The following is a 25,258-nucleotide window of genomic DNA, read 5'->3' on the forward strand; positions in this document are numbered from 1 at the left end:
CTAAAGGGCCTTTGGTCTCTGGAACTGCAGGAGCACCTCTGCTAGCGCATGACCAAACCTCATTCTGCTGGATATTGACATGACCGATGCCATCCGACCGCTGATTGCGGGCAACTGGAAAATGAACGGCCTGAAAGCCCAGGCTGCTGAATTCGACGCCATGCTCAACGGCGCGGCAGACGTGGCCGGCAAGGCCGACCTGCTGGTCTGCCCGCCGGCGACCCTGGTTGCGGCGTTCGCAGAGAAGGCGCGCGGCAAGAAGGTCGCGGTCGGGGCCCAGGACTGCCACCCCAAGGCCTCCGGCGCCCACACCGGCGATATCGCCGCCGAAATGCTCGCCGATGCCGGCGCGACCGCCATCATCGTCGGCCATTCCGAGCGCCGCGCCGACCACGGCGAGGGCGACGCGCTGATCCGGCAGAAGGCCGAGGCGGCCTGGCGCGCCGGGGCCGTTGCGATCGTCTGCATCGGCGAAACGCAGGGCCAGCGCGACGCCGGCCAGACCCTGGACATCCTGCGCGGCCAGCTCGACGGCTCGCTGCCGGATGGCTCGACGGCGGCCAATCTGGTCGTGGCCTATGAGCCGGTCTGGGCGATCGGCACCGGGCTGACCCCCACAGCCAAGGATGTCGAGCAGATTCATGGGTTTATCCGGGAACGCCTGACCACCAGGTTCAAGGCGGACGGCGCCAAGATGCGAATCCTCTACGGCGGCTCGGTCAAGCCCTCGAACGCAGCCGAGCTGATGGCGGTGAAGAACGTCAACGGCGCGCTGGTCGGGGGCGCCAGCCTGAAAGCGGCCGATTTCCTTGCCATCGCCAAGGGCTGCCCCTAGCTAGGTCCAAACCGCGGGACCGGGCCCGATCGGGGGTGGCAATGCCACCTCCGATCGTGTAACACCGCGCAACTTCAGGAAAACCCGCGAAGCGCGATCGGCCGCCGTCAGGCGCCGCCCGCTTGTGACGGAAGGGCACTATGCAGACCGTTGTCATCGTCATCCACCTCATGATCGTCGCCGTCATGATCGGCGCCGTCCTGCTCCAGAAGTCGGAAGGCGGCGGCCTCGGCATGGGCGGCGGCGCGGGCTTCATGTCGAGCCGCGGCACGGCGAACCTTCTGACGCGGACCACCGCGATCCTGGCCGTCGGCTTCTTCCTCACCAGCTTGTTCCTGTCCTGGTATGCCGGTTACGACCGCAAGCCGTCGTCGATCATCGGCCAGCCCTCGCAGACCCAGCCGGTCGGCGGATCGCCGATCGCGCCGCCGACCTCGGGCGGTATCCTGGATTCGCTCAAGAAGGCCGACGAGCAGCAGCAGGCACCGGCTCCGACCGGTCCGCAGGTGCCGCGCTCGCAATAAAGCAGGGGGGCCATGCAGGGCGGTGGCTACCGTCCTGCATCAACAATCCCCATCAAGGCACTGTCATCACTCTTCGTTTCGGCTCACCCACAGGCCCGCAAAATCTTTGGGGCGGAATACGAATCGCTTTGGCGAATCGTATTTAGGGGATTAGAGGTTAAGTCCCATGGCGCGGTACATATTCATCACCGGCGGCGTGGTTTCTTCGCTCGGCAAGGGTTTGGCTTCGGCGGCACTGGGTGCCCTGCTGCAGGCCCGGGGCTACAAGGTCCGCCTCCGCAAGCTCGACCCCTATCTCAATCTCGATCCCGGAACGATGTCGCCGTATCAGCACGGCGAAGTGTTCGTGACCGATGACGGTGCGGAGACCGATCTCGATCTCGGTCACTACGAGCGCTTCACCGGCCGTCCCGCGACCAAGGCCGACAACATCACCACGGGACGCATCTACCAGGACATCATCTCCAAGGAGCGCCGCGGCGATTATCTCGGCGCGACCATCCAGGTGGTTCCGCACGTCACCAACGCCATCAAGGAATTCGTCCTCGACGGCAACGACGATTACGACTTCGTGCTGGTCGAGATCGGCGGCACCGTCGGCGACATCGAAGGCCTGCCGTTCTTCGAGGCGATCCGCCAGCTCAAGAACGAGCTGCCGCGCGATCACGCCGTCTACATCCATCTGACGCTGCTGCCCTACATTCCGAGCGCCGGCGAATTGAAGACCAAGCCGACGCAGCACTCGGTGAAGGAGCTGCGCTCGATCGGCATCCAGCCGGACATCCTGCTCTGCCGCACCGATCGCGAGATCCCGAAGGAAGAGCGGCGCAAGCTCGGGCTGTTCTGCAACGTGCGCGAGAGCGCCGTGATCGAGGCGCGCGACGTCGACAATATCTACGCGGTCCCCGAGGCCTACCACAATGCGGGCCTCGACGACGAAGTGCTCGCCGCCTTCGGCATCGCCTCGCGGATTCCGCCGGAGCTGCGCAGCTGGCAGCAGATCAACGAGCGCATCCGCAATCCCGAGGGCAACGTCACCATCGCCATCGTCGGCAAGTACACCGGCATGAAGGATGCGTACAAGTCGCTGATCGAGGCGCTCTCGCATGGCGGCATCGCCAACAAGGTGAAGGTCAATCTCGACTGGATCGAGAGCGAGATCTTCGAGAAGGAGGATCCGGCGCCGTTCCTCGAGCACGTCAACGGCATCCTGGTGCCCGGCGGCTTCGGCCAGCGCGGCGCGGAGGGCAAGATCAAGGCGGCGCAGTTCGCGCGCGAGCGCGACGTGCCGTATTTCGGCATCTGTTTCGGCATGCAGATGGCCGTGATCGAGGCCGCGCGAAACCTCGTCGGCATCGAGGACGCCAACTCCACCGAATTCGGCCCGACCAAGGAGCCGCTGGTCGGCCTGATGACGGAATGGCTGCGCGGCAACGAGCTCGAGAAGCGCTCGCAGGCGGGCGACCTCGGCGGCACGATGCGGCTTGGCGCGTATCCCGCCGCGCTCAACCGCGGCAGCCGCGTCTCGCAGGTCTATGGCGGCGCCACCGAAATCTCCGAGCGTCACCGCCATCGCTACGAGGTCAACACCGCCTACAAGGACCGTCTCGAGCAGCACGGCCTGAAGTTCTCAGGCCTCTCGCCCGACGGCGTGCTGCCTGAAATCGTCGAGTACGAGGACCACCCCTGGTTCATCGGCGTCCAGTTCCACCCCGAGCTGAAGTCGCGCCCCTTCGAGCCGCATCCGCTGTTCGCTTCGTTCATCGAGGCGGCGGCGAAGCAGAGCCGGCTGGTGTAGCCGGCTCGGTCTTTCCCGCCGAAGTCTTGCTCGCACGTCCGGCTAAAGCATGATCCGGAAAAGTGCGAAGCGGTTTTCCGGAGAGATCATGCGCAATCAACAACCTAGAGCGCGATGACGATTCATCGAAATCTCATCGCGCTTTAGGCGGCCGCGATGTCCATCCTGCGGCAGAAGCAAGATGCCTTGATCGGCACCTCCGCCCGCGACTGGGCGAGGTCAAGTCGCTGCTTGATCAGCGGCCTCTCGGCCTTGTCGCCACGCCGCATGAGACATTCGTGCAAGCCGTGAAGCGACCACAGATTGTCGGGATGCTGGCAGGCCCGGCTCAGCTTTCCATCGAGGCCGAGATCGGAACGGTATACCGCCTCGGCTTCCTCGATCCGTCCCTGCTCCAGCAGCAGCGCGCCGAGTGCGTGACGCGGCGGCTGCATCCATCCCCACGGCTCGTCATAGGGCAGGGCGTCGCTGAGCGCGACCGATCGGCGCAGCTCAGCGAACGCGAAGTCGTAGTTGGCTTTGCGATATTCCAGTTCGCCATTCAACATGGCTTCGGCCACGCCGAGCAGGGCGACGACCTTGTTGTTGTGCACGAGCCGGCTCTCCGGCACGCGCGTCTTCGCCTGTGCGAACAACGCTTTCTCGGTTTCGGCCTCAGCGACGTGGCCAAGCGCCGAATGAGCCACCGCCTTGGCATAGTGGATCATCGCCGTCACAGAGCAGTATAGCTCGCGATCCTCCGGCAGCTGTTGGGCAATGATGTCGTGCCATTTGCCGAAACGCACGAGAACGTGCTGCTTCATGGTCAAATAGCCTTCCAGGAAGTCCGCCATGGGAGGCGACTGAATGCGCAGCACCGGCTCGGGCACGGTGGCAATGAGTTCCTCGGCCGCTGCGATCGCAGGAGCGTATTGACCCAGGAACATCGCGCCGTAGATGGCGAAGTGGAAGTTGTGGATGACATAGACCAGATAGACACCCGGATCGTCCGAATAAGCGAGGAACCTGCGGTCGGTCGCCAGCGCCTTCTGATTGTAGAGCAGGACGTCGTTGTACTGCCCGCACAGCACGTCGAGATGCGTCGGCATGTGGATCAGATGGCCGCTATCGGGGGCGATCTCGCGTAGCCGGTCGCCAGCGCGCATCGCCCGTTGCGGGAAGGGCGACATCTCCATGAGATGGACGTAGAGATGGAGCAACCCCGGATGATCCCACGCAGCCGGCCATCGATCGAAAGCTTGTTCGAGCACGGCCCTGCATTCCTCGGTGCCGGCGCCCTTGGTGGGTTCTCCAGACGAGAGATCCCACATCATCCACGGCGTCTCGTTCATGATCGCTTCGGCAAAGACGGCTCGGACCTCGAGATCGTCGGGATACGTGGCGAAGACCTTTCGCATCTCTCGCGTGAAGGCCTTGTCCCACGGCGCCATGTCCTCGATCGCTTCGCGCTGCGGATAGCGCGCCGACAAGGCGCGGATCAGCGCTTGCTCGACCGGGCTCGCCTTGTCCGCCTGCGCGAGCGCGTCCTGCGTCGCATCGTATGACGCCGCGAGCGCCAATTGACGTCCTTGCGCGTCGTAGCGGACCCAGGGCAGGTTGTAGTTGGGACCGGCGGCGTAGCCGATGCCCCAATGCGCCATGGCGCAGCTGCTATCGAATTCGAGCGCCTTGCGAAAACATTTGATCGCCTCGCCGTGGTTGAATCCGAACACCCAGTTGAGCCCTCGGTCGAACCAGAGCTGCGCATCGGGCGAAGTCGTGGTGATTTTGCGGCTGTAGGGTCCGAGATCAAAATAGGTCATTGGCTCTGCCCCCTTTGATCGCTTCCGTCGTTACTCGGGCCGTCGCCGGCTGCTCCGCCGGACCGAGCCTGCACATTATCAAGACCGCCGGCCCCGCGCTATCGAGCTATGCGCGAACCGCCATGAGGGTCGCCCGGCCGGGGCTCAAGACAGAGTTGTGGCCAGCAGGTATAACCGCCGCTCCTGTCAGGGAGGACCATGAATGATCTACGAAATGCGCATCTATCGTTGCCTGCCCGGCCGGTTGCCGGCGCTGCTGAAGCGCTTCGAGACCGCCACGCTGAAGATCTGGGAGAAGCACGGCATCAAGCAGGCGGGCTTCTTCACCACCCTGATCGGTCAATCCAACCAGGAGCTGACCTATTTCCTCGCCTGGGACTCGCTTGCCGAGCGCGAGAAGAAGTGGGGCGCGTTCATGACCGATCCGGACTGGATGAAGGCGCGCGCCGACAGCGAAGCCGACGGCCAGATCGTCGCCAACATCGTCAGCCAGATCCTGGCGCCGACTGCCTTCTCGGCGGTGAAGTAGCAGGCAGCGGGCAGGGAACCCTGGCGCAACCCTGATATTCGGACCGTCCGGGCGGAAGAGGGTTGATCCGACCCTCGTGGCGGCTATGGTCGCGCCGAAACGAGGGATTTGCCTTGAGCTCTTCGAATTCAGCGGCGCCGGTCGTCACCATCGGCAGGGTCAAATTCGGCAACGATCTGCCGATCGCGATCATTGCCGGGCCCTGCCAGCTCGAGAGCCGCCAGCACGCGCTGGAGGTCGCCTCCGCGCTGAAGGAGATCGCCGCGCGGCTGAACATCGGCCTCGTCTACAAGACCTCGTTCGACAAGGCCAACCGCACCAGCGCGGCGGCGGCGCGCGGGCTGGGCCTTGCGCAGTCGCTGCCGATCTTCGCCGAGATCCGGTCCTCGCTCGGCCTGCCCGTCCTGACCGACGTGCACGAAGCCACGCAATGCGCCGAGGTGGCGCAGGCCGTGGACATCCTGCAGATTCCAGCCTTCCTGTGCCGGCAGACCGATCTGCTGCTGGCCGCGGCCGCGACCGGCAAGGTCGTCAACGTCAAGAAGGGCCAGTTCCTGGCACCCTGGGACATGGCCAACGTCGTGACCAAGATCACGAGCGCGAACAATCCCAACGTGCTCGTCACCGAGCGCGGCGCGTCCTTCGGCTACAACACGCTCGTCTCCGACATGCGCGCGCTGCCGATCCTGGCGCGCACCACCGGCGCGCCCGTGATCTTCGACGCCACCCATTCGGTGCAGCAGCCGGGCGGGAAGGGGACGTCCTCGGGCGGCGAGCGCGAATTCGTCCCGGTGCTGGCGCGGGCAGCTGTCGCGGTCGGCGTTGCCGGCGTCTTCATCGAGACCCATCCCGATCCCGATCGCGCGCCGTCGGACGGTCCCAACATGGTGCCGCTGCGCGAGTTCGAGGGGCTGATCGCGCGGCTGATGGCGTTCGACGCGCTGGCAAAGAATCCGCGCTGATGCAGAAGAGCGAGGCGCGGCCGCAAGATCACGGCTTGCCGGCGGCGCTCTACGTCATCTCGGGCGCAAGCTTTGCCGCCGCCTTGTCGGCGCGCGCGCTCGATCCGGTGCTGCCGCACGTCGCCGAGGATTTTGGCGTCAGCATTGCGACCGCCGCGGGCTTTGCCGCGGTGTTCGCCTTCACCTTCGCGATCATCCAGCCGATCATCGGCGCCGCCGCCGACCTGTTCGGCAAGACGCGGCTGATGATCGGCTGCCTCGCGCTGCTCGGCCTCGCCAACATCCTGGGCGCATTCTCGACGTCGTTCTCGGTTCTGTTTGCGACCCGCATCCTCGCGGGCATCGGCTCCGGAGGCGTATTTCCGGTGGCGCTCAGCCTGACCAGCGATCTCGTCGGACCGGAGAAGCGCCAGGTTGCGATCAGCCGCACGCTCGCCGGCGCCATGACCGGCAATCTGCTCGGCGCCTCGGCCTCCGGTCTGATCGGCGATTTTCTCGGCTGGCGCGGCGTGCTGGCGGTGCTCGGTGCGCTCGTGATCGTCGCATCGATCGCGGTCGCTGCCGGCTTTCGTGGCGCCAAGGTCACGCATCCGCCGAGGTCGAGCCTGTCGGCGCTGAAGGCCGGCTATCGCACCATCTTCACCAACCCGAATGCCTATGTCTGCTATTCGGCCGTGTTCATCGAGGGCTGCTGCGTGCTCGGCCTGTTTCCCTACATTGCTTCGTTCCTGTTCGAGCTCGGCCAGACCTCGCTGTCGATCGCCGGCCTCGTCATCGCCGGCTTTGCGGTCGGCGGCCTGTTCTACACGCTCACGGTGTCGCGCCTGCTGCCGTGGCTCGGCGTGAAGGGCATGATGATCGCAGGGATGACTTTGGTGGCCTCACAGCTCATCGCCGTCGCCTTCGGTCCACGCTGGGAAGTGCAGGCGCTGAATCTCGTCGTGATGGGCTGGGGCTTCTACATCGCCCATGGCTGTCTCCAGGTCTTCGCCAGCGAGCTCTCGGTCGAGGCGCGCGCCACCGCCATGTCGCTGCATTCGTTCTTCTTCTTCATGGGACAGACGGTGGGACCGCTCGCCTACGGCTTCGGGCTCCAGCATGCCGGTAAGATGGCGACCCTGTCTGCGAGCGCCGTGATCATGGTGCTGCTCGGCCTCGTCTGCGCGCGGCTGCTTAAGCAGCGGGCGCCGTCAGATGCCCATGTCTGAGGACGCGTCCGGGAGAAGCGCCCTTTGTGGCGCTCAGGCGCTCACATGGGCCTCCTGCCAGAGGTCGAGCACCTCGTGACGCGTGATGCCACGGGTGATGAACACGATGCGCGACCGGCGGTCGGCATTTGGCCATCTTGCAAGCGCCACCGGCGGATGGAAGACGTGGTGGACGCCATGGACCGCGACCGGCTTCGCTTCATCGCGAAGATTCAAGATGCCCTTGACGCGCAAGAGATCCTCGCCCCGGGTGGCGCGCAGATGCGCGAGCCAGCGCGATACGGCCATCCAGTCGAGGGGATCGTCGAATGCGATCATGAAGCTGAGGATCGACGCATCGTGGCCATGATGCTCGTGATGGGCATGACCGTCATCGTGATGATGGCCGCGGTCATGCGCCGCCTTGGGGAGGTCGGCGAACGCCTGCTCGTTGAGCCAGCGCTCGATATCGGCTGTCTTCTTGTCGGGGTCGATGAGGGCGGCGCCGAACAATTGGGCCGGATCGACCTCGCCGTGCACCACGCTCTCGATCCTGGCGCCAGGATTGAGCCGACGAAGCCGCAAGTCCAATGCGTCAGTGTCATTGACTAAATCGCGCTTGGTGATCAGCAGCCGGTCTGCGAGCGCGACCTGCTTCACCGCCTCGTATTGGCGGTCGAGCTGCCGTGCTGCATTGACTGCGTCGACGGTCGTCACCACGGTGTCTAGCCGCAGGAAATGCGAGACCAAAGGGTTGTTCAAGAGCAACTGAGCGATGGGAGCGGGATCAGCCAACCCCGTTGTCTCGACCAAAATCCTGCGGAACGGCGGTACCTCGCCACGATCGCGGCGCACCAATAGCGCGCGCAGGGTCTCCTCCAGATCGCTGCGAATAGTGCAGCAAATACAACCGCTCGCAAGCACGGCAACCTCGCCGTCGACGCGTTCCACGAGAAGGTGGTCGAGGCTGACCTCGCCATACTCGTTGATGACGACGGCGCTGTCCTTCATCGCGTCATGGCGCAGCAAGCGGTTGAGCAGTGTCGTCTTGCCGCTGCCAAGAAAGCCGGTGATCAGTGACACCGGAGTCCGCTCGGCAGATTTGTCGCTCTCGAACAGGCTCATCGGCGTCCTCAACCCTGGTCTTATTTTTGTCGCTGGACAACAGCCTAATGGAGGACGAGCATTCCGAAAACAGGATCTTAAGCCCGATCTCAGCGGGCACAACCCGGGAGGAAGCGATGGACGACACCAAAGGCGATGAAGACAAGGGCGGTGCCGCGACCGATCGGCGGACGCTGCTCCGCACGGCAGGCCTTGCTGGTGCGGCTGGGGCGGCATTCGCAGGTGCGATGCACGGCAAGTTCTCGCTCGCGCCGATCACAGCGGCGCAGGCTCAAACCCCGGCGATGCCAAAGGGCGTGGACAAGCCTTGGTGGCCCTCGAAATGGGGCAAGGACGACGAGGCCGGCGCGTCGAACCACATCACGCCGGAGAAGGTTCTCGATGCCGTGAAATGGATCAAGGATGGCAAGATCTACAAGATCGGTCGCGTTTACGAGCAAGGCATGCCGTTGTTCGGCGCCCGCGCATTCTCGTTGCGCATTCCCGGCGGGCCGACTGGCGGCCCGTTCGGCGACAACAAGCTCGTCTATCACGACGAGTTTCTCGCCACCGAAATCGGTCAGACCGGCACCCAATTCGACGGGCTCGGCCATATCGGCATCCAGTTGGGCAAGGACGGCGACAAGAGCGAGATGCGCTTCTACAACGGCTTCACGGCCGCCGAGATCAGCGACGCCTACGGCCTGAAGAAGCTTGGCGCCGAGAAGCTCAAGCCGCTGTTCACACGCGCCCACCTGATCGACATGGTCGCGCTGAAGGGCGGCATGATGGATGCGGGCCAGGAGATCACCTCGGCCGATATCAAGGCGGCGCTCGCAAAGCAAAACATCGCGGAGAGCGACATCAAGCCGGGCGATGCGATCATGTTCCACACCGGCTGGGGCTCCCTGTGGATGAAGAACAATGATCGCTACAATAGCGGCGAGCCGGGAATCGGCCTCGATGCCGCCAAGTGGATCATCGAGAAGGATCTCGCGTTGACTGCGGCCGACACCTGGGCGGTCGAAGTGGTGCCCAATCCCGACAAGTCGCTCGCCTTCGTGGTTCACGCCGAATTGCAGACCAAGCACGGCATTCTCAACCACGAGAACCTGATCTTCGACGAGCTGATTGCCGACAAGAAGTACCAGTTCGTCTACTGCTTCACGCCATCGCCGATCAAAGGCGCGACCGGCAGCAATGGCTGTCCGATCGCGATCACCTGAAGCGGATGTGAAAGCGGGTGGGCGGGACGTCGCCGCCCACCACGCGAAGGGCCGCCCAATCACCCCGTCCGCGATCGCGGGGCATTGCTCCCCACCACGACACCACCAGCCCGGTATACATGGCACACGAATTGCTTCGATTCTGGGCAAATCGAGGGTGTGAGACCGTGGACGTCCCAACCAGCCATTCGGCCAGCGCAGCCGGTACGCACCGTTCGACCGGATATCTCACCAAGCCGCCGCTGCGGCGTTTCCTCGCCGATTGCCACGCCGAATTCCGGACCGACAATTCCGGCGAGCTTGCCGACTACATTCCCGAGTTGAAGCGCGCCAACCCCGATCATTTCGGCATCGCGCTCGTCACCATCGACGGCCATGTCTACGAGGTCGGCGACAGCGAGGTGCCGTTCACGATCCAGTCGGTGTCCAAAGCCTTCGTGTTCGCGCTGGCGCTGGAGATGGTCGGCGAGGCGCGCGTCTCGGCCACGATCGGCGTCGAGCCGAGCGGCGAGGCCTTCAACTCGATCCGGCTCACCAACGACAACCGTCCCTTCAACCCCATGGTCAATGCCGGCGCCATCGCCTGCTCGGGCCTGATCTACGAGGTCGAAGGGAAGGGCGCCTTCGAGCGCGTCCGCGCCAAGCTCAGCGCGTTCGCCGGCCGCGAGCTCGGCGTCGACGAGGCCGTGCACGCCTCGGAGACTGCGACCGGCAACCGGAATCGGGCGATCGCCTGGCTGCTGCGGAATTACGCGGTGCTGCCCGACGACGTCGATGCCGTGCTCGAGGTCTATTTCCGCCAATGCGCGATCCTGGTCACCGCGCGCGATCTCGCGGTGATGGCGGCAACGCTTGCCAATCGCGGCATCAATCCGGTGACGGGCGTGCAGGTGATCACGCCGCATATCGTCGCGCGCACGCTCTCGGTGATGACGAGCTCGGGCATGTACGACTACGCCGGCGAGTGGACCTATCGCGTCGGCATTCCCGCCAAGAGCGGCGTCGGCGGCGGCATCGTTGCGGCGCTGCCCTCGCAGCTCGGGCTCGGCACCTTCTCGCCGCTGCTCGACGACCATTTCAACAGCGTGCGCGGCCTGAAGGTCTGCGAGGCGCTGTCGGCGCGGTTCGACCTGCACATGCTCAACCGCAACGCCGACGTCCGCACCAGCATCATGGCCGATTACGACGTCTACGGCATCTCCTCGCGTCGCAGCCGCCAGCCGCACGAGCAGCAGATCCTCGACGAACGCCACAGCGACATCCGCGTGCTCGAGCTGGTCGGGGCGATGAACTTCGCCACGATCGACTACGTCACCCGAAGGCTCACCGGCCAGCCGCCGAACGCACCGCTGCTGATCGTCGACTTCCGCCGCGTCCCCGACATCACCGCGGCCGGCGCTGCGCTGCTCGGCGAGACGCTGACCGCGCTCGGCAATGCCGGCGTCACCACCATTCTGTCCGGTTTCGAAGGCACCTCCGCGGTGTGGAGCGCGATCGCCGCACGCACCGCCGAGCCGCGCCGGCTGCGCCGCTTCGCGCTGCTCGACGATGCCATCGAATGGGCCGAAGACCAGGTGATCTACCGCTTCGGCGGCTTCACCGATCTCAAGGAGAGCGCGCAGCTCGGCGAGCAGGCGCTGCTCGCCGAGCTCGACGCCGAAGAGATCGCCGCGATCGTCGAGCTGTCGACCACGCGGCATTACGCGGCGGGCCAGCGCATCATCGCGGCCGGCGAGCTCGCCAACTCGCTGTTCTTTCTCCAAAGCGGGATGGTCAGCGTGAAGCTGCGCAGCGGCGTGCGGCTCGCCTCGCTCGGGCCTGGCATGGAATTCGGCGAGATGGCGATCCTGGAGCAGAGCCGCAGCGCCGACGTCTTCGCCGACACGCCCGTCACCTGCCTCGAACTGCCACTCGATAGCTTTGCCGACTACCGCCGCCTGCACCCGGAAACGTCGCTGAAGATCATGCGCAACCTCGCCGCCATCCTGGCGCGGCGGTTGGTAGCGGCGAATGCGAAGGTGGACTTGCTGAGCGCCTACTGACAATACCGAGACATTGTTGTTCGTGCGGTGCGGCGTTTCACGCTGCACCTTGTCCGGGACGCGAGCGGGGCTGTCTCACTTCGCCCCACCAGCCGGAATCGGCTCCATCCCGCTCGCGATGATCGCCTCGCGCGCGGCGGGGGAGGCCAGGAAGTTTATCAAGGCGCGTCCAGCCTCCGGCTCCTTCGCACCCGTCGCAATCCCAGCCGAGAAGATCGTGATCTTCTGCAATTCGTCCGGCAGGGGACCTACGATGTCGATGCCCTTGACGGGCTTCAATTCGCTGATCTGCTGAAAGCCGAGCTCGGCCTCGCCATGCGCGACGATCTCGCCGACCGGCGTTGCCGGAATCTTGCGCGCCTTGTCCTTCATGGCCTCGGTAATGCCGAGCTTGTCGAACATCTCGGTCGAGACGTAGACGCCGCTGGCGCTGTCGGAATAGGCAATCGTCTTCGCCGCCAGCAGCGCGCGCTTGACCGCATCGGCCGAGCTGATGTCCGGCTTCGATGCGCCCGATTTCACCGCGATTCCGATCGGCGACTTCGTGAGATCGACCTGGCTGCCGGCGACGACCTTGCCCTTGCTCGCAAGATCGCTCAGGGCATAGCCCACCATGATCAGGACGTCGGCCGGCTCGCCGCGCTCGAGCCGGACGGGAATCGCGTTCGCGGTCGTTCCCATCGACGGCCCATATTCCGTGAGCACCTTGTTGCCACTGGCCTTCTCGAATTCCGGCACGAGCGCCTTGTAGGCGGCCGCCAGTCCGCCCGAAATCATCACCCGCACCTCGGCGGCATCCGATGTGCCGGTCAGCACGAGGACGCCGAGGAGGCCGAGCGCCAAATTACGGAATGTTGCCGAGATTGCTGTCATCGTCGTCGTCTCCAACTAGCCCCGCCCGCGATAGGGCGCGACGCCTTGCTCGGGCAACCAGAGGCCCTTCGGCACGCGGCCGGTCTGCCAGAACACGTCGATCGGGATGCCGCCGCGCGGATACCAATAGCCGCCGATGCGCAGGAATTTCGGCTTGATCTCGGACGCAATGCGCTTGCCGATCATGACGGTGCAATCCTCGTGGAAGGCGCCGTGATTGCGGAAGCTCGCGATGTAGAGTTTGAGCGATTTCGACTCCAGGAGCCACGCGCCCGGCGCGTAATCGATCATCAGATGCGCGAAATCCGGCTGGCCCGTGACCGGGCAGAGCGAGGTGAATTCCGGCACGGTGAAGCGCACCAGATAATCCGTGCCGGCTTGCGGATTGGGCACGCGGTCGAGCTGGGCCTCTTCCGGCGTGTGCGGCCACTCGACCGCGCGGCCGAGCTGGAGGGATTTCTTCGCCATCGTCGTCACATCCTGTTTCGGACGCCGGGATGGACGCAAATGCCGCTGCCGTCAACCGGCGGCGATCGTCTGGATCATGACGATCCGGTCGTTGCCGGACTCGCAGCCCCACAGCTCGCCGGGACGGCCATCGAGCTGGCGGACATTGGCGTTGGCCTTGTCGCTGGCGAAGACGTTGAACTTCTCGGTGGCGGGGTCGAAGCGGACGATGGCGTTGGCGGAGAAATCGGTCAGCCAGACCTTGTCCTTGTCATCGACGTACACGGCATAGGCGCGGGGACGTTCGCCCGGCAGCTTCCAGGTCTTCCAGGAGCCGTCGGCGGGATCATGCACGGAGACGTGGCCGCTGTTCCACTCGCTGACCCAGATTCGGCCCCTCGAATCCGACCACACGCGCCGCGAACCCTGGTTCGGGGTCGGCGGCTCGACCACGGTCGCATTGCCGCCTGCGCGGTCGATCTTCGCGATATGGCTGCCGCCGAGCGAGGCGTACCAGACATCACCCTTGGGCGTCACCGTGATGCCGTAGGGGCCGACCCCCTTCGGCGCCTTGAACACATTCATCTCGCCGGTCTTCGGAGTCAGCCGGCCGTAATAGCCGGATTGCCCGGTGAACCAATAAGTGCCGTCCTTGTCGAACACGCCGGTGTTGAGATTGGCGGAGGCGAACCTTTCCGGCAGGCGGAACAGCGTCACCTTGAGATCGGAAGGGTCGACCCGCGCAATCGCGTTCTGGCCGCCCTCGGTGATCCAGGGCGCGCCGTCGGGCCCGACGGTCACGCCGTGTGGGGCCGCGCCCTGACCGAGGCTGACTGTCTTGAAACGGCCATCGCGTGGATCCAGGTTGCCGAGCAGACCCTTGCCCTGCGCCGTGAACCAGATCGTGCCGTCAGGGGCGGGCGTGAGATCGTGCAGGCCGATACCCGGGCTGATGGGGTAGTATCTCGTCCGGAACGGGCCTTCCTGCGCAAAACCTGGGCGGGCGGCGAGCAGCGCGGCACTCGAAGCAAGAAATTGGCGGCGATTCATGGCGTTACCCCGACTGTTTGAGATTGAGGTTGGGCACGCGGACCAGATGCGGTGGAGCATATTCTGAGGCGCCTTGCGCGTCAGTCGGAGCGGTGCGTCCAAGCGTTCACATTTGCTTGCGGCCCGTGTAAGACCCGCGGCACCGATCAGCCCCAACGAACGGAAGTGGACATCATGACCGCCATCATCGACATCATCGGCCGCGAAATTCTCGATAGCCGGGGCAATCCCACCGTCGAGGTCGATGTCGTGCTGGAGGACGGGGCGCTCGGCCGCGCCGCGGTTCCGTCCGGCGCCTCCACGGGCGCCCATGAGGCCGTGGAACTGCGCGACGGCGACAAGGCGCGCTATCTCGGCAAGGGCGTGACCAAGGCCGTCGGCGCCGTCAATGGCGAGATCTTCGAGGCCCTGAGCGGCCTCGACGTCGAGCAGCAGGCCCAGATCGACCAGATCATGATCGACCTCGACGGCACGCCGAACAAGAGCCGGTTAGGAGCCAACGCCATTCTCGGCGTCTCGCTGGCCTGCGCCAAGGCGGCCGCGAACTCGCTCGACATGCCGCTCTATCGCTACGTCGGCGGCACCTCGGCGCGCCTGCTGCCGGTGCCGATGATGAACATCATCAACGGCGGCGTGCACGCCGACAACCCGATCGACTTCCAGGAATTCATGATTCTGCCGGTCGGCGCCTCGAGCTTTGCCGAGGGCCTGCGCTACGGGGCGGAAGTCTTCCATACGCTGAAGTCCGAATTGAAGAAGGCCGGCCACAACACCAATGTCGGCGACGAGGGCGGTTTCGCTCCGAACCTGCCGTCGGCGGACGCCGCGCTCGACTTCGTCATGAACGCGATCGGCAAGGCCGGCTTCAAGGCGGGCACCGACATCATGCTCGGCCTCGACTGCGCCTCGACCGAGTTCTTCAAGGACGGCAAATACGTCTATGAGGGCGAGGGCAAGACCCGGTCGATCTCCGAGCAGGCGAAGTATCTTGCAGACCTCGTCGCGCGCTATCCGATCGTGACCATCGAGGACGGCATGTCGGAAGACGACATGGACGGCTGGAAGGAGCTCACCGACCTGATCGGCAAGAAGTGCCAGCTGGTCGGCGACGACCTCTTCGTCACCAACGTCAAGCGCCTCGCCGAAGGCATCAAGACCGGCCGCGCCAACTCGATCCTGATCAAGGTCAACCAGATCGGCACGCTGACCGAGACGCTCGCCGCGGTCGAGATGGCGCACAAGGCCGGCTACACCTCGGTGATGTCGCACCGCTCCGGCGAGACCGAGGATTCCACCATCGCCGACCTCGCGGTCGCCACCAATTGCGGTCAGATCAAGACCGGCTCCCTTGCAAGGTCCGACCGGACCGCCAAATACAACCAGCTCCTGCGCATCGAGCAGCAGCTCGGCAAGCAGGCGCTCTATGGCGGCAAGGCGGCACTGAAGGCGCTGGCGTAAGCCGGCGTCTCGATCCGCGCGAACATAAGAGACAGGGGAGGACTGACATGAGTGACGGCAAGACCGGACTGGAATTGCGCTCGCTGCTCAAGAAGAGCGGTGAGCTGGAATTGTCTCTCGTGACGGTCCCGACCCCGGAGCCGGCTGACGATGAGGTCGTGGTCCGCGTCGAGGCCACCCCGATCAACCCGTCCGACCTCGGGCTCCTGATCGGGCCGGCCGACATGTCGGCCGCCAAGGTCTCCGGCAGCAAGGAGATGCCGGTCATCACCGCCACGATGCCGGAGGCGGCGATGCGGATGATGGCGGCGAGATTCGATCAGTCGCTGCCGGTCGGCAACGAGGGCGCCGGCACGGTGATCCGGACCGGATCGTCGGACGCGGCCAAGGCCCTGATGGGCAAGACGGTGTCGATGATCGGCGGCGGGATGTACACGCAGTACCGCGTGCTCAAGGTCCGCGACGTCATGGAGCTGCCTGCGGGCACTACGCCGGCGGACGGCGCCTCCTGGTTCGTCAATCCGCTGACCGCACTCGGCATGACCGAGACGATGCGGCGGGAGAACCACAAGGCGCTCGTGCACACGGCCGCGGCCTCCAATCTCGGCCAGATGCTCAACAAGATCTGCATCAAGGACGGCATCGGCCTCGTCAACATCGTCAGGAACAAGGAGCAGGCCGACATCCTGCACAAGATCGGCGCCAAATACGTCGTGGACTCCAGCGCGCCCAGCTTCATGGACGATCTCACCAACGCGCTGGTCGAGACCGGCGCCACCATCGCCTTCGACGCCATCGGCGGCGGCAAGCTGGCGAGCCAGATCCTGACCGCGATGGAGATCGCAGCCAACAAGACCGCGAAGGAATACAGCCGCTACGGCTCCAACGTGTACAAGCAGGTCTACATCTATGGCAGCCTCGACACCCGGCCCACGGAACTGAACCGCTCGTTCGGCCTGAGCTGGGGCGTCGGCGGCTGGCTGCTCACGCCGTTCCTTCAGAACATCGGCCCCGCCGAGATCGGCCGCCTGCGCCAGCGCGTGGCATCCGAGCTCAAGACCACCTTCGCCAGCCACTACACCAAGGTGGTGTCGCTCGCCGAGGCGCTCGATCCCGCCAATATCGCGGTCTACGCCAAGCGGGCCACGGGCGAAAAATTCCTCATCAACCCGAACAAGTGATCGCTGCGCTCGGTTATGGGGACGCATCAGGCCGCCGCTTGGCGGCCTGATTGCTTCTGACGTGGCCCGGATGGGACGCGCAAGCGGACCCATTTTGAGAAACGCAGCGTTTCCAAATCGGGCTGGTTCATGCACTTGCATCAATCAGCCCGGATGGCTTAAGTGCCTTCCCGACATTCCCGCTCAAGCCTTCAAGGACACCCAATGGCCTATAACATCGTCACGATCGCTGGCAGCCTGCGCAAGGACAGCTTCTCGCTCAAGATCGCCAATGCACTCGCCAAGCTTGCGCCTGCCTCGCTCAAGCTCGAGGTGATCACGCCGGCGGGCATCTCGTTCTTCAACCAGGACCTCGAGGGCGCGCCGCCCGCGGACTGGCTTGCCTTGCGCGAAAAGCTCCAGAAGTCGAACGGCGTCCTGTTCGTCACGCCCGAATACAACCGCTCGATCCCGGGCGTTCTCAAGAACGCCATCGACGTCGCCTCGCGGCCCTATGGCAAGAGCTCGTTCCTCGGCAAGCCGGTCGGCATCATCTCCAACTCACCGGGGCTGCTCGGCGGCGTCAGCGCGGCCAAGCATCTTCAGAACATTCTGCCGGGCATTTCCGGTCCGGTTCTCCAGCAGCCGGAAATTTACCTCAGTGGCGTCGGCGACGCCTTCGACGCGGACGGCAACCTGACCAAGGACTCCCTCAAGACGGTGCTGCAGCAGTACATCGACGCCTACGCCGCGCATGTAGCGAAGAATCAAGGCTGAGGCCGAACGACCCAGCGGCCATAAGCAGGTCTTCAATCTGAAGGACAAGGCCGATCAATGATCGGCCTGTCCGATTGGACCTTCGAGCGCGCAAGTCTAGCTGGCCATGCGCTGCCTCAGGCTCTGATAGAACGCGGTCTCGAAGTTCATGTAGCCGATGAACGACGTTGGATCGCCGAAGGGGAGAATCTGGGTGGCCCAGAACCCGCCGACCCCGTTCTGCCGGTCGATCCAGTAGAACAGGTTGGCGAGGCCGGCCCAGCCCAGCGCGCCGGCCGGACGTCCCGTCGGGGCTTCCTCGTCGTTGACCATGAAGCTCAGCGCCCACGACTTGGACTGGCCCGGGAAGAACTCCGCGTCGTTGCACAGCGCGGGAATGACGCCGGTGATCGGCGTCACCTTCTTGTCGCCGAGATGGTTCTTTTCCGCCATGCGCACGGTTTCGGCCTTGAGCACGCGGCCGTGCTCGCCAACGCCGTCATTCAGCCACATGCGGATGAAGCGCATGTAGTCGCCGATCGTGCCGTAGAGCCCGTGACCGCCCATGTGAACTTCGGGCTTGGCCGGCAGTTCGAAATCCATCGGCGTCAGCGAGCCGTCGGCACCTCGCGCGTGGATACCGGCCAGCCTTTGGCGCATCGCATCCGTCAGTTCGAAGGTCATGTCCTTGATCCCGAGCGGTTCGAAGATGCGCGCCTTGAAGACGTCACCGAGCCGGCGGTCCGTGATGGCTTCGACGATCTGGCCGCACCAATCGAGATTCGTTCCATAGTCCCACCGCTCGCCCGGATCGAACAGGAGCGGGGTCATCAGGCAGGCCTTGGTCGCGGTGATCACGCTGGGCTGACTCTTCTCCTGGGCCAGGCGATTATAGGTGTGGTTGATGAAGTCGTAGCTCAGGCCAGCCGTGTGCGTCATCAGCATGCGGGTGGTGATATCGCGCTTCGGCGGACGCAGAACCGGCTCGCCCTTGTCGTCGAAGCCATCGATCACCTGGAGCTTGCCGATCTCTGGCGCGTAGCGCTTCGCGGGCGCGTCGAGATCGAGCTTGCCCTCCTCGACAAGCTGCAGGACGGCCGTGCCGGTAATCGCTTTCGTCGTGGAGAAGATGGCGAAGATGCTGTCGGTCGTCATGTCGGCGGCGGTATCGAGACGACGCTTGCCGGCCGCGCCCTCGTAGATGTTGCGATAGCGGTTCGTCACCATCGCGACGACGCCCGGCACGCGCGGCGTCGAGGTAACGACGCCGTCGAGAACGGCGTCTGCCGTCGCGCCAAAATTCATGATCATGATCGTCCTCCCGTCTGCATTGGAATTATCTGGTCGACGCGTTTCGCGCTCAGTTCATGGCGAAGCCCTGGTAACCGCTCGCCGCCACCTCGTCGCATTTCTGGCGATAGGCACCGACGCCGCCGCAATAGGAGAGAACGCGGCGCGGCTTGCCGTCGACGTTCGAGCCCAGGTACCAGGAATTGGTCTTCGCGATCAGCGTGGCGTTGGCGATCTCGTCGTGATGCGCCACCCAGCCGTCTTCCGCGTCCTTGGTCGGCTCGATCACCTTCAGGTCCTTGGCCTGCATGTACCTGATGCAGTCGGCGATCCATTCGACCTGCTGCTGCAGGCACGTCGTCATGTTGCACAGCGCCGCCGATGGGGCGAGCGGCACGCCGGTCGTGAACAGGTTGGGATAGCCGTGAACCTGCAGGCCCATCGTCGTTCGGATGTCCTTGCCCCAATCCTCCCTGAGCGATCGTCCGCCCCGTCCCCTGATGTCGATGCGCGTCAAGGCGCCGGTGCCGGCGTCGAATCCGGTTGCGAGAATGATGATGTCGAGCTCGTGGACCGTGCCGTCCGCGGTCTGGATGCCGTTTGGCGTGACGCGTTCGATCGGATTGTTCTTGACGCTGACGATCTCGACATTGGGCCGATGGAAAGCCTCGAGGAAGTTCTGCTCGAGCGGCACCCGGTGCGTCCCGAAACCATAGTTCGCGGGGATCAGGAGGTCGCACAGCTTCGGATCCTTGAGCCGCTCGCGCATCTTCTCGCGGACGAATTCCGAGATCTCGGCGTTGACCGCCTCCTCGAAGAACAGCTCGGCGAAGGAGGAGATCCATAGCTTCAGCGAGCCGTCATTCCAGCAATCCTCGATCACCTCGCGGCGTTTCTCGGGCGACAGGCCGGCCCAGGCATGCTCGAAGTCATACTCGAAACCTGTGAAAGTGTGCGGCAATCGCTGTGTGAAGTGCTCGAACTTGGACTTGTAGGCCTGCGCATCAGCCGCGCTGTACCTGGGATTCTTCATCGGGATGATGTATTGCGGCGTACGGACGAAGACCTTGAGATGGCGGACATCGCCCGCGATCGTCTGGATGACCTGGATGCCGGTTGCGCCGTTGCCGATGATGCCGACGCGCTTGCCCGCGAGGTCGACCGGCTGCTTCGGCCAGCGCGCCGTGTGAAACAGGCGTCCCTTGAAAGTCTCCTGGCCCGGAAACGACACGTACGGGGCCGAGAGCATGCCGCAGCAGGTGACCAGGAACTGGGTGTCGATCACGTCGCCCTTGTCGGTCGTGACCAGCCAGCGCTCCGTTGCTTCGTTGAAATGTGCGCTTTTGACCGTCGTGTTGAACTGGATGTCCTTGCGGAGATCGAGACGGTCGGCGACGTAGTTGAGCCAACGCTCGATTTCCGGCTGGCCCGGAAACTTCTCGCTCCAGCTCCATCCCTTGTAGAGCTCCTCGGAGAACAGGTACTGGTAGATGTAGGCTTCCGAGTCGAAGCGAGCGCCGGGATAGCGATTCCAGTACCAGGTGCCTCCGACGCCGGACGCCGCGTCGGTCGCCCTGACACTCAATCCCTGCTCGCGCAAACGATAGAGTTGATAGAGCCCGGCGACGCCTGCTCCCACCACGAGGGCATCGAGCCTGGCCGTCGCATGCGCGCCGTTGCTTCCATTGGTCTTGCTTGCGGTTTCCATATTGGTTCCTCCTCGCGTTTCCAGAGCGCACGCGACCGTCCTCCGTCCGCGAGATCATCGGACGCTGGTGCATCGCGTCATGTTCGGTCCGGCAGCGCGAAGGAGTGGGCGCGTTTCGCCCGCGGCTGTTCCGCCGCTTCTCCTGCGCTGCCTGGAACGCGAGCAAGGCTACGTGGCGGCCGAGCTTGGGGCTTGAACAGAATCGACAATCCTTTGAACGGAGCCTGGCGCCGGACCTCAACACAGTTCGCTTGGCAAACTGCAAAACCGGCTTATGCTCCGCTCCTGCCGTTCGGCCAACGAGAAGCGGAAGCAACCGCGCCACAAAAATCCCAGGGAGGAGGCTCGTGCGATGAGCCAATTCATCACGGTCGAGGAGCTGCCACGCTACGCGCCCGGCCAGCTGATGCTGGACAGTTCGGCGGTGGGCAAATCCGACTTTCGGTTGCGCGTCTTCCGCTATGCGCCATCCGACATCTGGGTCCCGCCAAACGAGAACTTCCTGATCGTGGTGTATCGTGAAGGCAAGACGTCGATGAATCGCCGTGTGACCGGCCTCTGGAAACAGGATCATGTCGGCCGCGGCGTCACGACATTGCTGACGCGTGCGGAGCCTTCGAACTGGCGTTGGAGCCACGACATCGAGGTCAGCCATTTCTACATTTCCCCGACTTTGATGGCGAAGACTGCGAGCGAAGCGTTCGATCGCGATCCGGACGGCATCGAGCTTCACGACCTGCTCAGGATCGAGGATCCGGTGCTGACCTGGATCGGCGACCGCATGGTGCAGGAGGTGTCCGAAGGAGCTCCGGGCGGGCGGCTCTGCTATGACGCGCTGGCACTTCAAGCGAGCGTGCACCTCCTGCGAAGATACGCCTCCGTGCAATTCAGGATGCCCTGTGCACAGGGGCGCTTCAGGCCAGCCCACGCGCGGCTGATCGAGGACTATATCGAGCAGAACCTATCGAGGAACATCACGCTCGAGGAACTCGCCAATATCTGCAACTGCACGCCCGTGCAGTTTGCGCGCAAATTCCAGGTGCACTACGGCATGCGACCGCATGCCTATGTGCTGAGCCGCAAGGTGCAGCGCGCGTGCCAACACCTGCGCAAGGACCGGCTTGCTCTGAAGGAGATTGCGCTCTTGAGCGGGTTTTCCGATCAGAGCCATCTCAACCGGATCTTCCGCAGACACCTCAACATCACGCCCGCAGAATATCGCAAGAGCTGCCTGAGTTAGCCTTGCCGCGTCACAATCGGACCTGCTCCTGACCATGAGGTTGGGGATGCGATGGCCTGGAATTAGCACTCCCTTAACCAACCTGACCCATCTTCTAAGGATGGTCTCCCGCGCGCGCCTGAAATCGATCCTGACCGGTCTTGCCCTCTATGCGATGGCGGCCGCGATCGTCGGCTATTTCGGCGTCAATGCCTATACCGGCAAATACGGCCTCAACGCCCGCCAGGAGCTCGACCAGGAGATCATCGCGCTGACCAGCGAATTGGCCCAGCTCAAGCGCGAGCGCGCCAGGAGCGAACAACGGGTGTCGCTGCTGCGGTCCGAGAAGATCGACCCGGACATGCTGGACGAGCGGGCGCGCTTCCAGCTCGACTATGTCCATCCGCGCGATCTCGTTCGGATGATCCCGGCGAACTAGCGTATCCGCAGCCGCAGCGAAAGTCGCTGCTGAAATTCGCCCCCGGACCCTGGCCTCCTGCGAAGGTCGTAACCCTGGAACGGGGCGGTTGCCTTGACGGCGGCGCCGCGGCGGGCCCATGCCTTTGCTGGCGCTCGCTGAAAGTTGACGCAGATCAACCGGGCAGCACCGGCACGTTCTACACTGCTATCCGGAGGAAACTGTGATGAATGGGACCATGCCCCGGCATCACGCGGCCCGCGTCGAGGCCGCCATCGCGTCAGGCCAGGCGGCCCGGTCCGCGCTCGTGGCATCGTGGCGCCGTTCCTCCCGATTGCATCATCTCGATCCTGGCGGCCACGCCACGCCGATGCGGCTGACCGAAGCCGAGCTGCAGCAGGCGCGCGAGCGCATCGCGCCGCTTCTGGCTGCGGCGCAGGGCGCGATGGACCGGCTTTACCAGGCCGTCGGCGCAGCCGGTTGCTGCGTTCTGCTCGCCGATCGCGAGGGCGTGCCGGTCGATCGCCGCGGCACGGTGGCGGACGACGCGACGTTTCAGTCCTGGGGCCTTTGGACCGGTGCGCTCTGGAGCGAGGAGCACGAGGGCACCAACGGCATCGGTACCTGCCTCGTCGAGCAGCGTCCGCTGACCATCGATCGCGACCAGCACTTCTTTGCCCGCAACACGCTTCTGAGCTGCACCGCCGTTCCGATCTACGATCACGAAGCGGCGCTCGCGGGCGTGCTCGACGTCTCCTCCTGCCGCGCCGACCGTACCGACGCCTTCGCCAGCCTGATCGCGCTCGCGGCAGGCGAGGCGGCCAAGCGGATCGAGGCCGACCTGTTTCGCAAGGTCTTCGCCCATGCCCGCATCGTGCTGACACAGGCGGCGGATGGAAGCTGCGGCGGCCTTGTTGCGGTCGATGCGGACGACCTCGTGATCGGCGCAACGCGCTCCGCCCGGCTGGCGCTCGACATCGCGCCGGGCGGTGCGCTGCGGCCGGTGCCGGCGGCCGATCTTCTCGGCGGCGATGCCGCGCGCGATCATCTCGCCGGCGGCCAGCGTGCGGTGCTGCAGCGCGCCCTGCTGCGCGCCGGCGGCAATGTCTCCGCCGCCGCCAAGGCCCTCGGCGTCAGCCGCGCCACGCTGCATCGGAAGCTCAAGCGGTTCGAGCTGAGCCACTAGCAGCGCCGCGCCACGACTGTCGCAGAACTGCGACAGGTCGGCTCCGCCATCGCCTCCGCCCGGGCTGACAGACATCGCCTCCCGCATCATCGTCTGCGCAAGTCGCGAACAGGCGACGACAAGCGCAAACAGCAACATCGGGAGTGATCAATGAACAAGGTGGAATTCCTCAGCGTCACCAAAGTGCCCTTTGCCGAACGCTACGACAATTTCATCGGAGGCAAGTTCGTCGCGCCGATCTCCGGGAAATATTTCGACAATGCCACGCCCCTGACCGGCCAGGTGGTCTGCAAGATCGCGAGGTCCGACGCACAGGACATCGAGGCGGCGCTCGACGCGGCGCACGCCGCCAAGTCCGCCTGGGGCCGCACCAGCGTCGCCGAGCGCGCCGCGGTCCTGAACCGGATCGCCGACCGCATGGAAGAGAACCTCGAGCGCCTCGCGATTGCCGAGACCTGGGACAACGGCAAGCCGATCCGCGAGACGCGCGCCGCCGACCTGCCGCTCGCGATCGACCATTTCCGCTATTTCGCCGGTGTCGTCCGCGCCCAGGAAGGCTCGATCGGCGAGATCGACCACGACACCATCGCCTATCATTTCCACGAGCCGCTCGGCGTGGTCGGCCAGATCATTCCCTGGAACTTCCCGCTGCTGATGGCCTGCTGGAAGCTCGCGCCGGCGCTGGCCGCCGGCAATTGCGTGGTGCTCAAGCCCGCCGAGCAGACCCCGGCCTCGATCATGGTCTTCGCCGAGATCATCGCCGACCTGCTGCCGGCTGGCGTGCTCAACATCGTCAACGGCTTTGGCCTCGAAGCCGGCAAGCCGCTTGCGTCGAGCCCGCGCATTGCCAAGATCGCCTTCACCGGGGAGACCACGACGGGCCGGCTGATCATGCAATATGCCAGCCAGAATCTGATTCCGGTCACGCTCGAGCTCGGCGGCAAGTCGCCGAACATCTTCTTCAAGGACGTCACCGCCGAGGACGACGATTTCTTCGACAAGGCGATCGAGGGCTTCGTCATGTTCGCGCTGAACCAGGGCGAGGTCTGCACCTGTCCGAGCCGGGCGCTGGTCCACGCCGACATCTATGACCGCTTCATAGAGCGGGCGCTCAAGCGCGTCGCCGCGATCAAGCAGGGCGATCCGCGCGATCCCACCACCATGATCGGGGCCCAGGCCTCCAGCGAGCAGCTCAGCAAGATCCTCTCCTATATCGACATCGGCAAGCAGGAGGGTGCCAAGGTGCTGGCCGGCGGCGGACGCGCCGATCTCGGCGGCGATCTCAGCGGCGGCTTCTACGTCCAGCCGACCGTGTTCGAGGGCCACAACAAGATGCGAATCTTCCAGGAGGAGATCTTCGGCCCCGTCGTCTCGGTCACGACCTTCAAGACCGATGACGAGGCGCTGGCGATCGCCAACGACACGCTCTACGGCCTCGGTGCCGGCGTCTGGAGCCGTGACGCCAATCGCTGCTACCGCTTCGGCCGTGAGATCCAGGCCGGCCGGGTCTGGACCAACTGCTACCACGCCTATCCCGCCCATGCGGCGTTCGGCGGCTACAAGCAGTCGGGCGTCGGGCGCGAGACCCACAAGATGATGCTCGATCATTACCAGCAGACCAAGAACCTCCTGGTCAGCTACAGCCCGAAGAAGCTCGGCTTCTTCTGATCGGGGCGAGATCTGA

22 protein-coding genes are annotated in these 25,258 nt (G+C 64.6%); 15 read left to right on the plus strand and 7 right to left on the minus strand.

Going from position 1 to position 25,258, the window contains the following annotated elements:
• The first annotated feature begins 79 nt into the window (after positions 1-79).
• The 3 genes from tpiA (at position 80) to pyrG (ending at position 3,157) form a co-directional block, all read left to right on the plus strand.
• Complete coding sequence (gene tpiA, locus AC24YW_RS20815; RefSeq protein WP_487484463.1) at positions 80-835, plus strand: triose-phosphate isomerase; 756 nt, start codon at positions 80-82, stop codon at positions 833-835.
• A gap of 140 nt (positions 836-975) precedes the next feature.
• On the plus strand, positions 976-1,359 hold the full coding sequence (gene secG / locus AC24YW_RS20820) for a preprotein translocase subunit SecG (protein ID WP_487484464.1): 384 nt from the start codon (positions 976-978) through the stop codon (positions 1,357-1,359).
• 166 nt (positions 1,360-1,525) lie between these two features.
• Positions 1,526-3,157, plus strand: coding sequence for a CTP synthase (pyrG, locus tag AC24YW_RS20825; RefSeq protein WP_487484465.1), 1,632 nt, complete (start codon positions 1,526-1,528; stop codon positions 3,155-3,157).
• Positions 3,158-3,300: 143 nt separating this feature from the next.
• Here pyrG and AC24YW_RS20830 read toward each other — a convergent pair whose 3' ends face one another.
• Positions 3,301-4,959, minus strand: a complete 1,659-nt coding sequence (locus AC24YW_RS20830; protein ID WP_487484466.1) for a hypothetical protein — start codon at positions 4,957-4,959, stop codon at positions 3,301-3,303.
• Positions 4,960-5,161: 202 nt separating this feature from the next.
• Here AC24YW_RS20830 and AC24YW_RS20835 point away from each other — a divergent pair, with 202 nt between their 5' ends.
• The 3 genes from AC24YW_RS20835 to AC24YW_RS20845 all read left to right on the plus strand — a co-directional run bounded on the left by AC24YW_RS20835 (position 5,162) and on the right by AC24YW_RS20845 (position 7,658).
• Positions 5,162-5,488, plus strand: coding sequence for an NIPSNAP family protein (locus tag AC24YW_RS20835; RefSeq protein WP_487484467.1), 327 nt, complete (start codon positions 5,162-5,164; stop codon positions 5,486-5,488).
• A gap of 113 nt (positions 5,489-5,601) precedes the next feature.
• Positions 5,602-6,450, plus strand: a complete 849-nt coding sequence (gene kdsA, locus AC24YW_RS20840; protein ID WP_487484468.1) for a 3-deoxy-8-phosphooctulonate synthase — start codon at positions 5,602-5,604, stop codon at positions 6,448-6,450.
• The gene (locus tag AC24YW_RS20845) at positions 6,450-7,658 is read left to right on the plus strand and encodes an MFS transporter (protein ID WP_487484469.1); all 1,209 of its coding nucleotides are present in this window, start codon (positions 6,450-6,452) and stop codon (positions 7,656-7,658) included. Before kdsA ends, AC24YW_RS20845 begins: the two co-directional genes overlap by 1 nt.
• Before the next feature lie 33 nt (positions 7,659-7,691).
• Here the strand turns inward: AC24YW_RS20845 and AC24YW_RS20850 are convergent, their stop codons facing one another.
• Entirely contained in the window at positions 7,692-8,762 is a 1,071-nt protein-coding gene (locus AC24YW_RS20850; RefSeq protein WP_487484470.1) for a CobW family GTP-binding protein, read from the minus strand.
• A gap of 116 nt (positions 8,763-8,878) precedes the next feature.
• Between AC24YW_RS20850 and AC24YW_RS20855 the strand changes: the two genes are divergently transcribed.
• Entirely contained in the window at positions 8,879-9,967 is a 1,089-nt protein-coding gene (locus AC24YW_RS20855; RefSeq protein WP_487484471.1) for a cyclase family protein, read from the plus strand.
• A gap of 167 nt (positions 9,968-10,134) precedes the next feature.
• Complete coding sequence (gene glsA / locus AC24YW_RS20860) at positions 10,135-12,009, plus strand: glutaminase A (RefSeq protein ID WP_487484472.1); 1,875 nt, start codon at positions 10,135-10,137, stop codon at positions 12,007-12,009.
• A gap of 75 nt (positions 12,010-12,084) precedes the next feature.
• Here glsA and AC24YW_RS20865 read toward each other — a convergent pair whose 3' ends face one another.
• From AC24YW_RS20865 to AC24YW_RS20875, 3 genes are read right to left on the minus strand one after another with little or no spacing between them, the layout of a single operon-like run.
• Complete coding sequence (locus AC24YW_RS20865) at positions 12,085-12,882, minus strand: substrate-binding domain-containing protein (RefSeq protein ID WP_487484473.1); 798 nt, start codon at positions 12,880-12,882, stop codon at positions 12,085-12,087.
• A gap of 15 nt (positions 12,883-12,897) precedes the next feature.
• The gene (gene queF, locus AC24YW_RS20870; RefSeq protein ID WP_487484474.1) at positions 12,898-13,350 is read right to left on the minus strand and encodes a preQ(1) synthase; all 453 of its coding nucleotides are present in this window, start codon (positions 13,348-13,350) and stop codon (positions 12,898-12,900) included.
• 51 nt (positions 13,351-13,401) lie between these two features.
• The gene (locus tag AC24YW_RS20875) at positions 13,402-14,379 is read right to left on the minus strand and encodes a Vgb family protein (RefSeq protein WP_487484475.1); all 978 of its coding nucleotides are present in this window, start codon (positions 14,377-14,379) and stop codon (positions 13,402-13,404) included.
• Positions 14,380-14,553: 174 nt separating this feature from the next.
• On the opposite strand from AC24YW_RS20875, the gene eno reads away from it, so the two are divergent.
• The 3 genes from eno (at position 14,554) to AC24YW_RS20890 (ending at position 17,774) form a co-directional block, all read left to right on the plus strand.
• Positions 14,554-15,837 (plus strand): phosphopyruvate hydratase, encoded by a 1,284-nt coding sequence (eno, locus tag AC24YW_RS20880; protein WP_036044362.1) that lies wholly within the window; start codon positions 14,554-14,556, stop codon positions 15,835-15,837.
• A gap of 47 nt (positions 15,838-15,884) precedes the next feature.
• Entirely contained in the window at positions 15,885-17,018 is a 1,134-nt protein-coding gene (locus tag AC24YW_RS20885; RefSeq protein ID WP_487484476.1) for a zinc-binding dehydrogenase, read from the plus strand.
• A gap of 204 nt (positions 17,019-17,222) precedes the next feature.
• Entirely contained in the window at positions 17,223-17,774 is a 552-nt protein-coding gene (locus tag AC24YW_RS20890) for an NADPH-dependent FMN reductase (protein ID WP_487484477.1), read from the plus strand.
• A 96-nt stretch (positions 17,775-17,870) separates the two neighbouring features.
• On the opposite strand, the gene acmB is transcribed toward AC24YW_RS20890, so the two are convergent.
• Together acmB and AC24YW_RS20900 are read right to left on the minus strand one after the other, a co-directional pair.
• Entirely contained in the window at positions 17,871-19,064 is a 1,194-nt protein-coding gene (gene acmB / locus AC24YW_RS20895) for a methyl acetate hydrolase AcmB (RefSeq protein ID WP_487484478.1), read from the minus strand.
• Between the two features lie 49 nt (positions 19,065-19,113).
• A complete protein-coding gene (locus AC24YW_RS20900) occupies positions 19,114-20,751 on the minus strand; it encodes a flavin-containing monooxygenase (RefSeq protein ID WP_487484479.1) in 1,638 nt (545 codons plus the stop codon).
• Positions 20,752-21,103: 352 nt separating this feature from the next.
• On the opposite strand from AC24YW_RS20900, the gene AC24YW_RS20905 reads away from it, so the two are divergent.
• The 4 genes from AC24YW_RS20905 (at position 21,104) to adh (ending at position 25,242) form a co-directional block, all read left to right on the plus strand.
• A complete protein-coding gene (locus AC24YW_RS20905) occupies positions 21,104-21,991 on the plus strand; it encodes a helix-turn-helix domain-containing protein (RefSeq protein WP_487484480.1) in 888 nt (295 codons plus the stop codon).
• A 100-nt stretch (positions 21,992-22,091) separates the two neighbouring features.
• Positions 22,092-22,409 carry an FtsB family cell division protein gene (locus tag AC24YW_RS20910; protein WP_025036496.1) on the plus strand — a complete coding sequence of 106 codons (318 nt, stop codon included), beginning with the start codon at positions 22,092-22,094 and terminating at the stop codon, positions 22,407-22,409.
• 205 nt (positions 22,410-22,614) lie between these two features.
• Positions 22,615-23,574, plus strand: coding sequence for a helix-turn-helix domain-containing protein (locus AC24YW_RS20915; protein WP_487484481.1), 960 nt, complete (start codon positions 22,615-22,617; stop codon positions 23,572-23,574).
• A 150-nt stretch (positions 23,575-23,724) separates the two neighbouring features.
• Positions 23,725-25,242: an aldehyde dehydrogenase gene (adh, locus tag AC24YW_RS20920; protein ID WP_487484482.1), complete on the plus strand. Its 1,518-nt coding sequence runs from the start codon at positions 23,725-23,727 to the stop codon at positions 25,240-25,242.
• The last annotated feature ends 16 nt before the right edge of the window (positions 25,243-25,258 follow it).

It is taken from the genome of Bradyrhizobium sp. USDA3516, from assembly GCF_057651995.1.

Bases quoted from the DNA above. Each gene is read 5' to 3' on its own strand.
- AC24YW_RS20865 (WP_487484473.1), bottom strand. From the start codon at position 12,882: ATGACAGCAATCTCGGCAACATTCCGTAATTTGGCGCTCGGCCTCCTC.
- AC24YW_RS20890 (WP_487484477.1), top strand. From the start codon at position 17,223: ATGGCCTATAACATCGTCACGATCGCTGGCAGCCTGCGCAAGGACAGC.
- pyrG (WP_487484465.1), top strand. From the start codon at position 1,526: ATGGCGCGGTACATATTCATCACCGGCGGCGTGGTTTCTTCGCTCGGC.
- queF (WP_487484474.1), bottom strand. From the start codon at position 13,350: ATGGCGAAGAAATCCCTCCAGCTCGGCCGCGCGGTCGAGTGGCCGCAC.
- AC24YW_RS20855 (WP_487484471.1), top strand. From the start codon at position 8,879: ATGGACGACACCAAAGGCGATGAAGACAAGGGCGGTGCCGCGACCGAT.
- secG (WP_487484464.1), top strand. From the start codon at position 976: ATGCAGACCGTTGTCATCGTCATCCACCTCATGATCGTCGCCGTCATG.
- adh (WP_487484482.1), top strand. From the start codon at position 23,725: ATGAACAAGGTGGAATTCCTCAGCGTCACCAAAGTGCCCTTTGCCGAA.
- tpiA (WP_487484463.1), top strand. From the start codon at position 80: ATGACCGATGCCATCCGACCGCTGATTGCGGGCAACTGGAAAATGAAC.
- AC24YW_RS20835 (WP_487484467.1), top strand. From the start codon at position 5,162: ATGATCTACGAAATGCGCATCTATCGTTGCCTGCCCGGCCGGTTGCCG.
- AC24YW_RS20850 (WP_487484470.1), bottom strand. From the start codon at position 8,762: ATGAGCCTGTTCGAGAGCGACAAATCTGCCGAGCGGACTCCGGTGTCA.
- acmB (WP_487484478.1), bottom strand. From the start codon at position 19,064: ATGATCATGAATTTTGGCGCGACGGCAGACGCCGTTCTCGACGGCGTC.
- AC24YW_RS20830 (WP_487484466.1), bottom strand. From the start codon at position 4,959: ATGACCTATTTTGATCTCGGACCCTACAGCCGCAAAATCACCACGACT.
- AC24YW_RS20905 (WP_487484480.1), top strand. From the start codon at position 21,104: ATGAGCCAATTCATCACGGTCGAGGAGCTGCCACGCTACGCGCCCGGC.
- eno (WP_036044362.1), top strand. From the start codon at position 14,554: ATGACCGCCATCATCGACATCATCGGCCGCGAAATTCTCGATAGCCGG.
- AC24YW_RS20900 (WP_487484479.1), bottom strand. From the start codon at position 20,751: ATGGAAACCGCAAGCAAGACCAATGGAAGCAACGGCGCGCATGCGACG.
- AC24YW_RS20845 (WP_487484469.1), top strand. From the start codon at position 6,450: ATGCAGAAGAGCGAGGCGCGGCCGCAAGATCACGGCTTGCCGGCGGCG.
- AC24YW_RS20910 (WP_025036496.1), top strand. From the start codon at position 22,092: ATGGTCTCCCGCGCGCGCCTGAAATCGATCCTGACCGGTCTTGCCCTC.
- AC24YW_RS20915 (WP_487484481.1), top strand. From the start codon at position 22,615: ATGAATGGGACCATGCCCCGGCATCACGCGGCCCGCGTCGAGGCCGCC.
- AC24YW_RS20885 (WP_487484476.1), top strand. From the start codon at position 15,885: ATGAGTGACGGCAAGACCGGACTGGAATTGCGCTCGCTGCTCAAGAAG.
- AC24YW_RS20875 (WP_487484475.1), bottom strand. From the start codon at position 14,379: ATGAATCGCCGCCAATTTCTTGCTTCGAGTGCCGCGCTGCTCGCCGCC.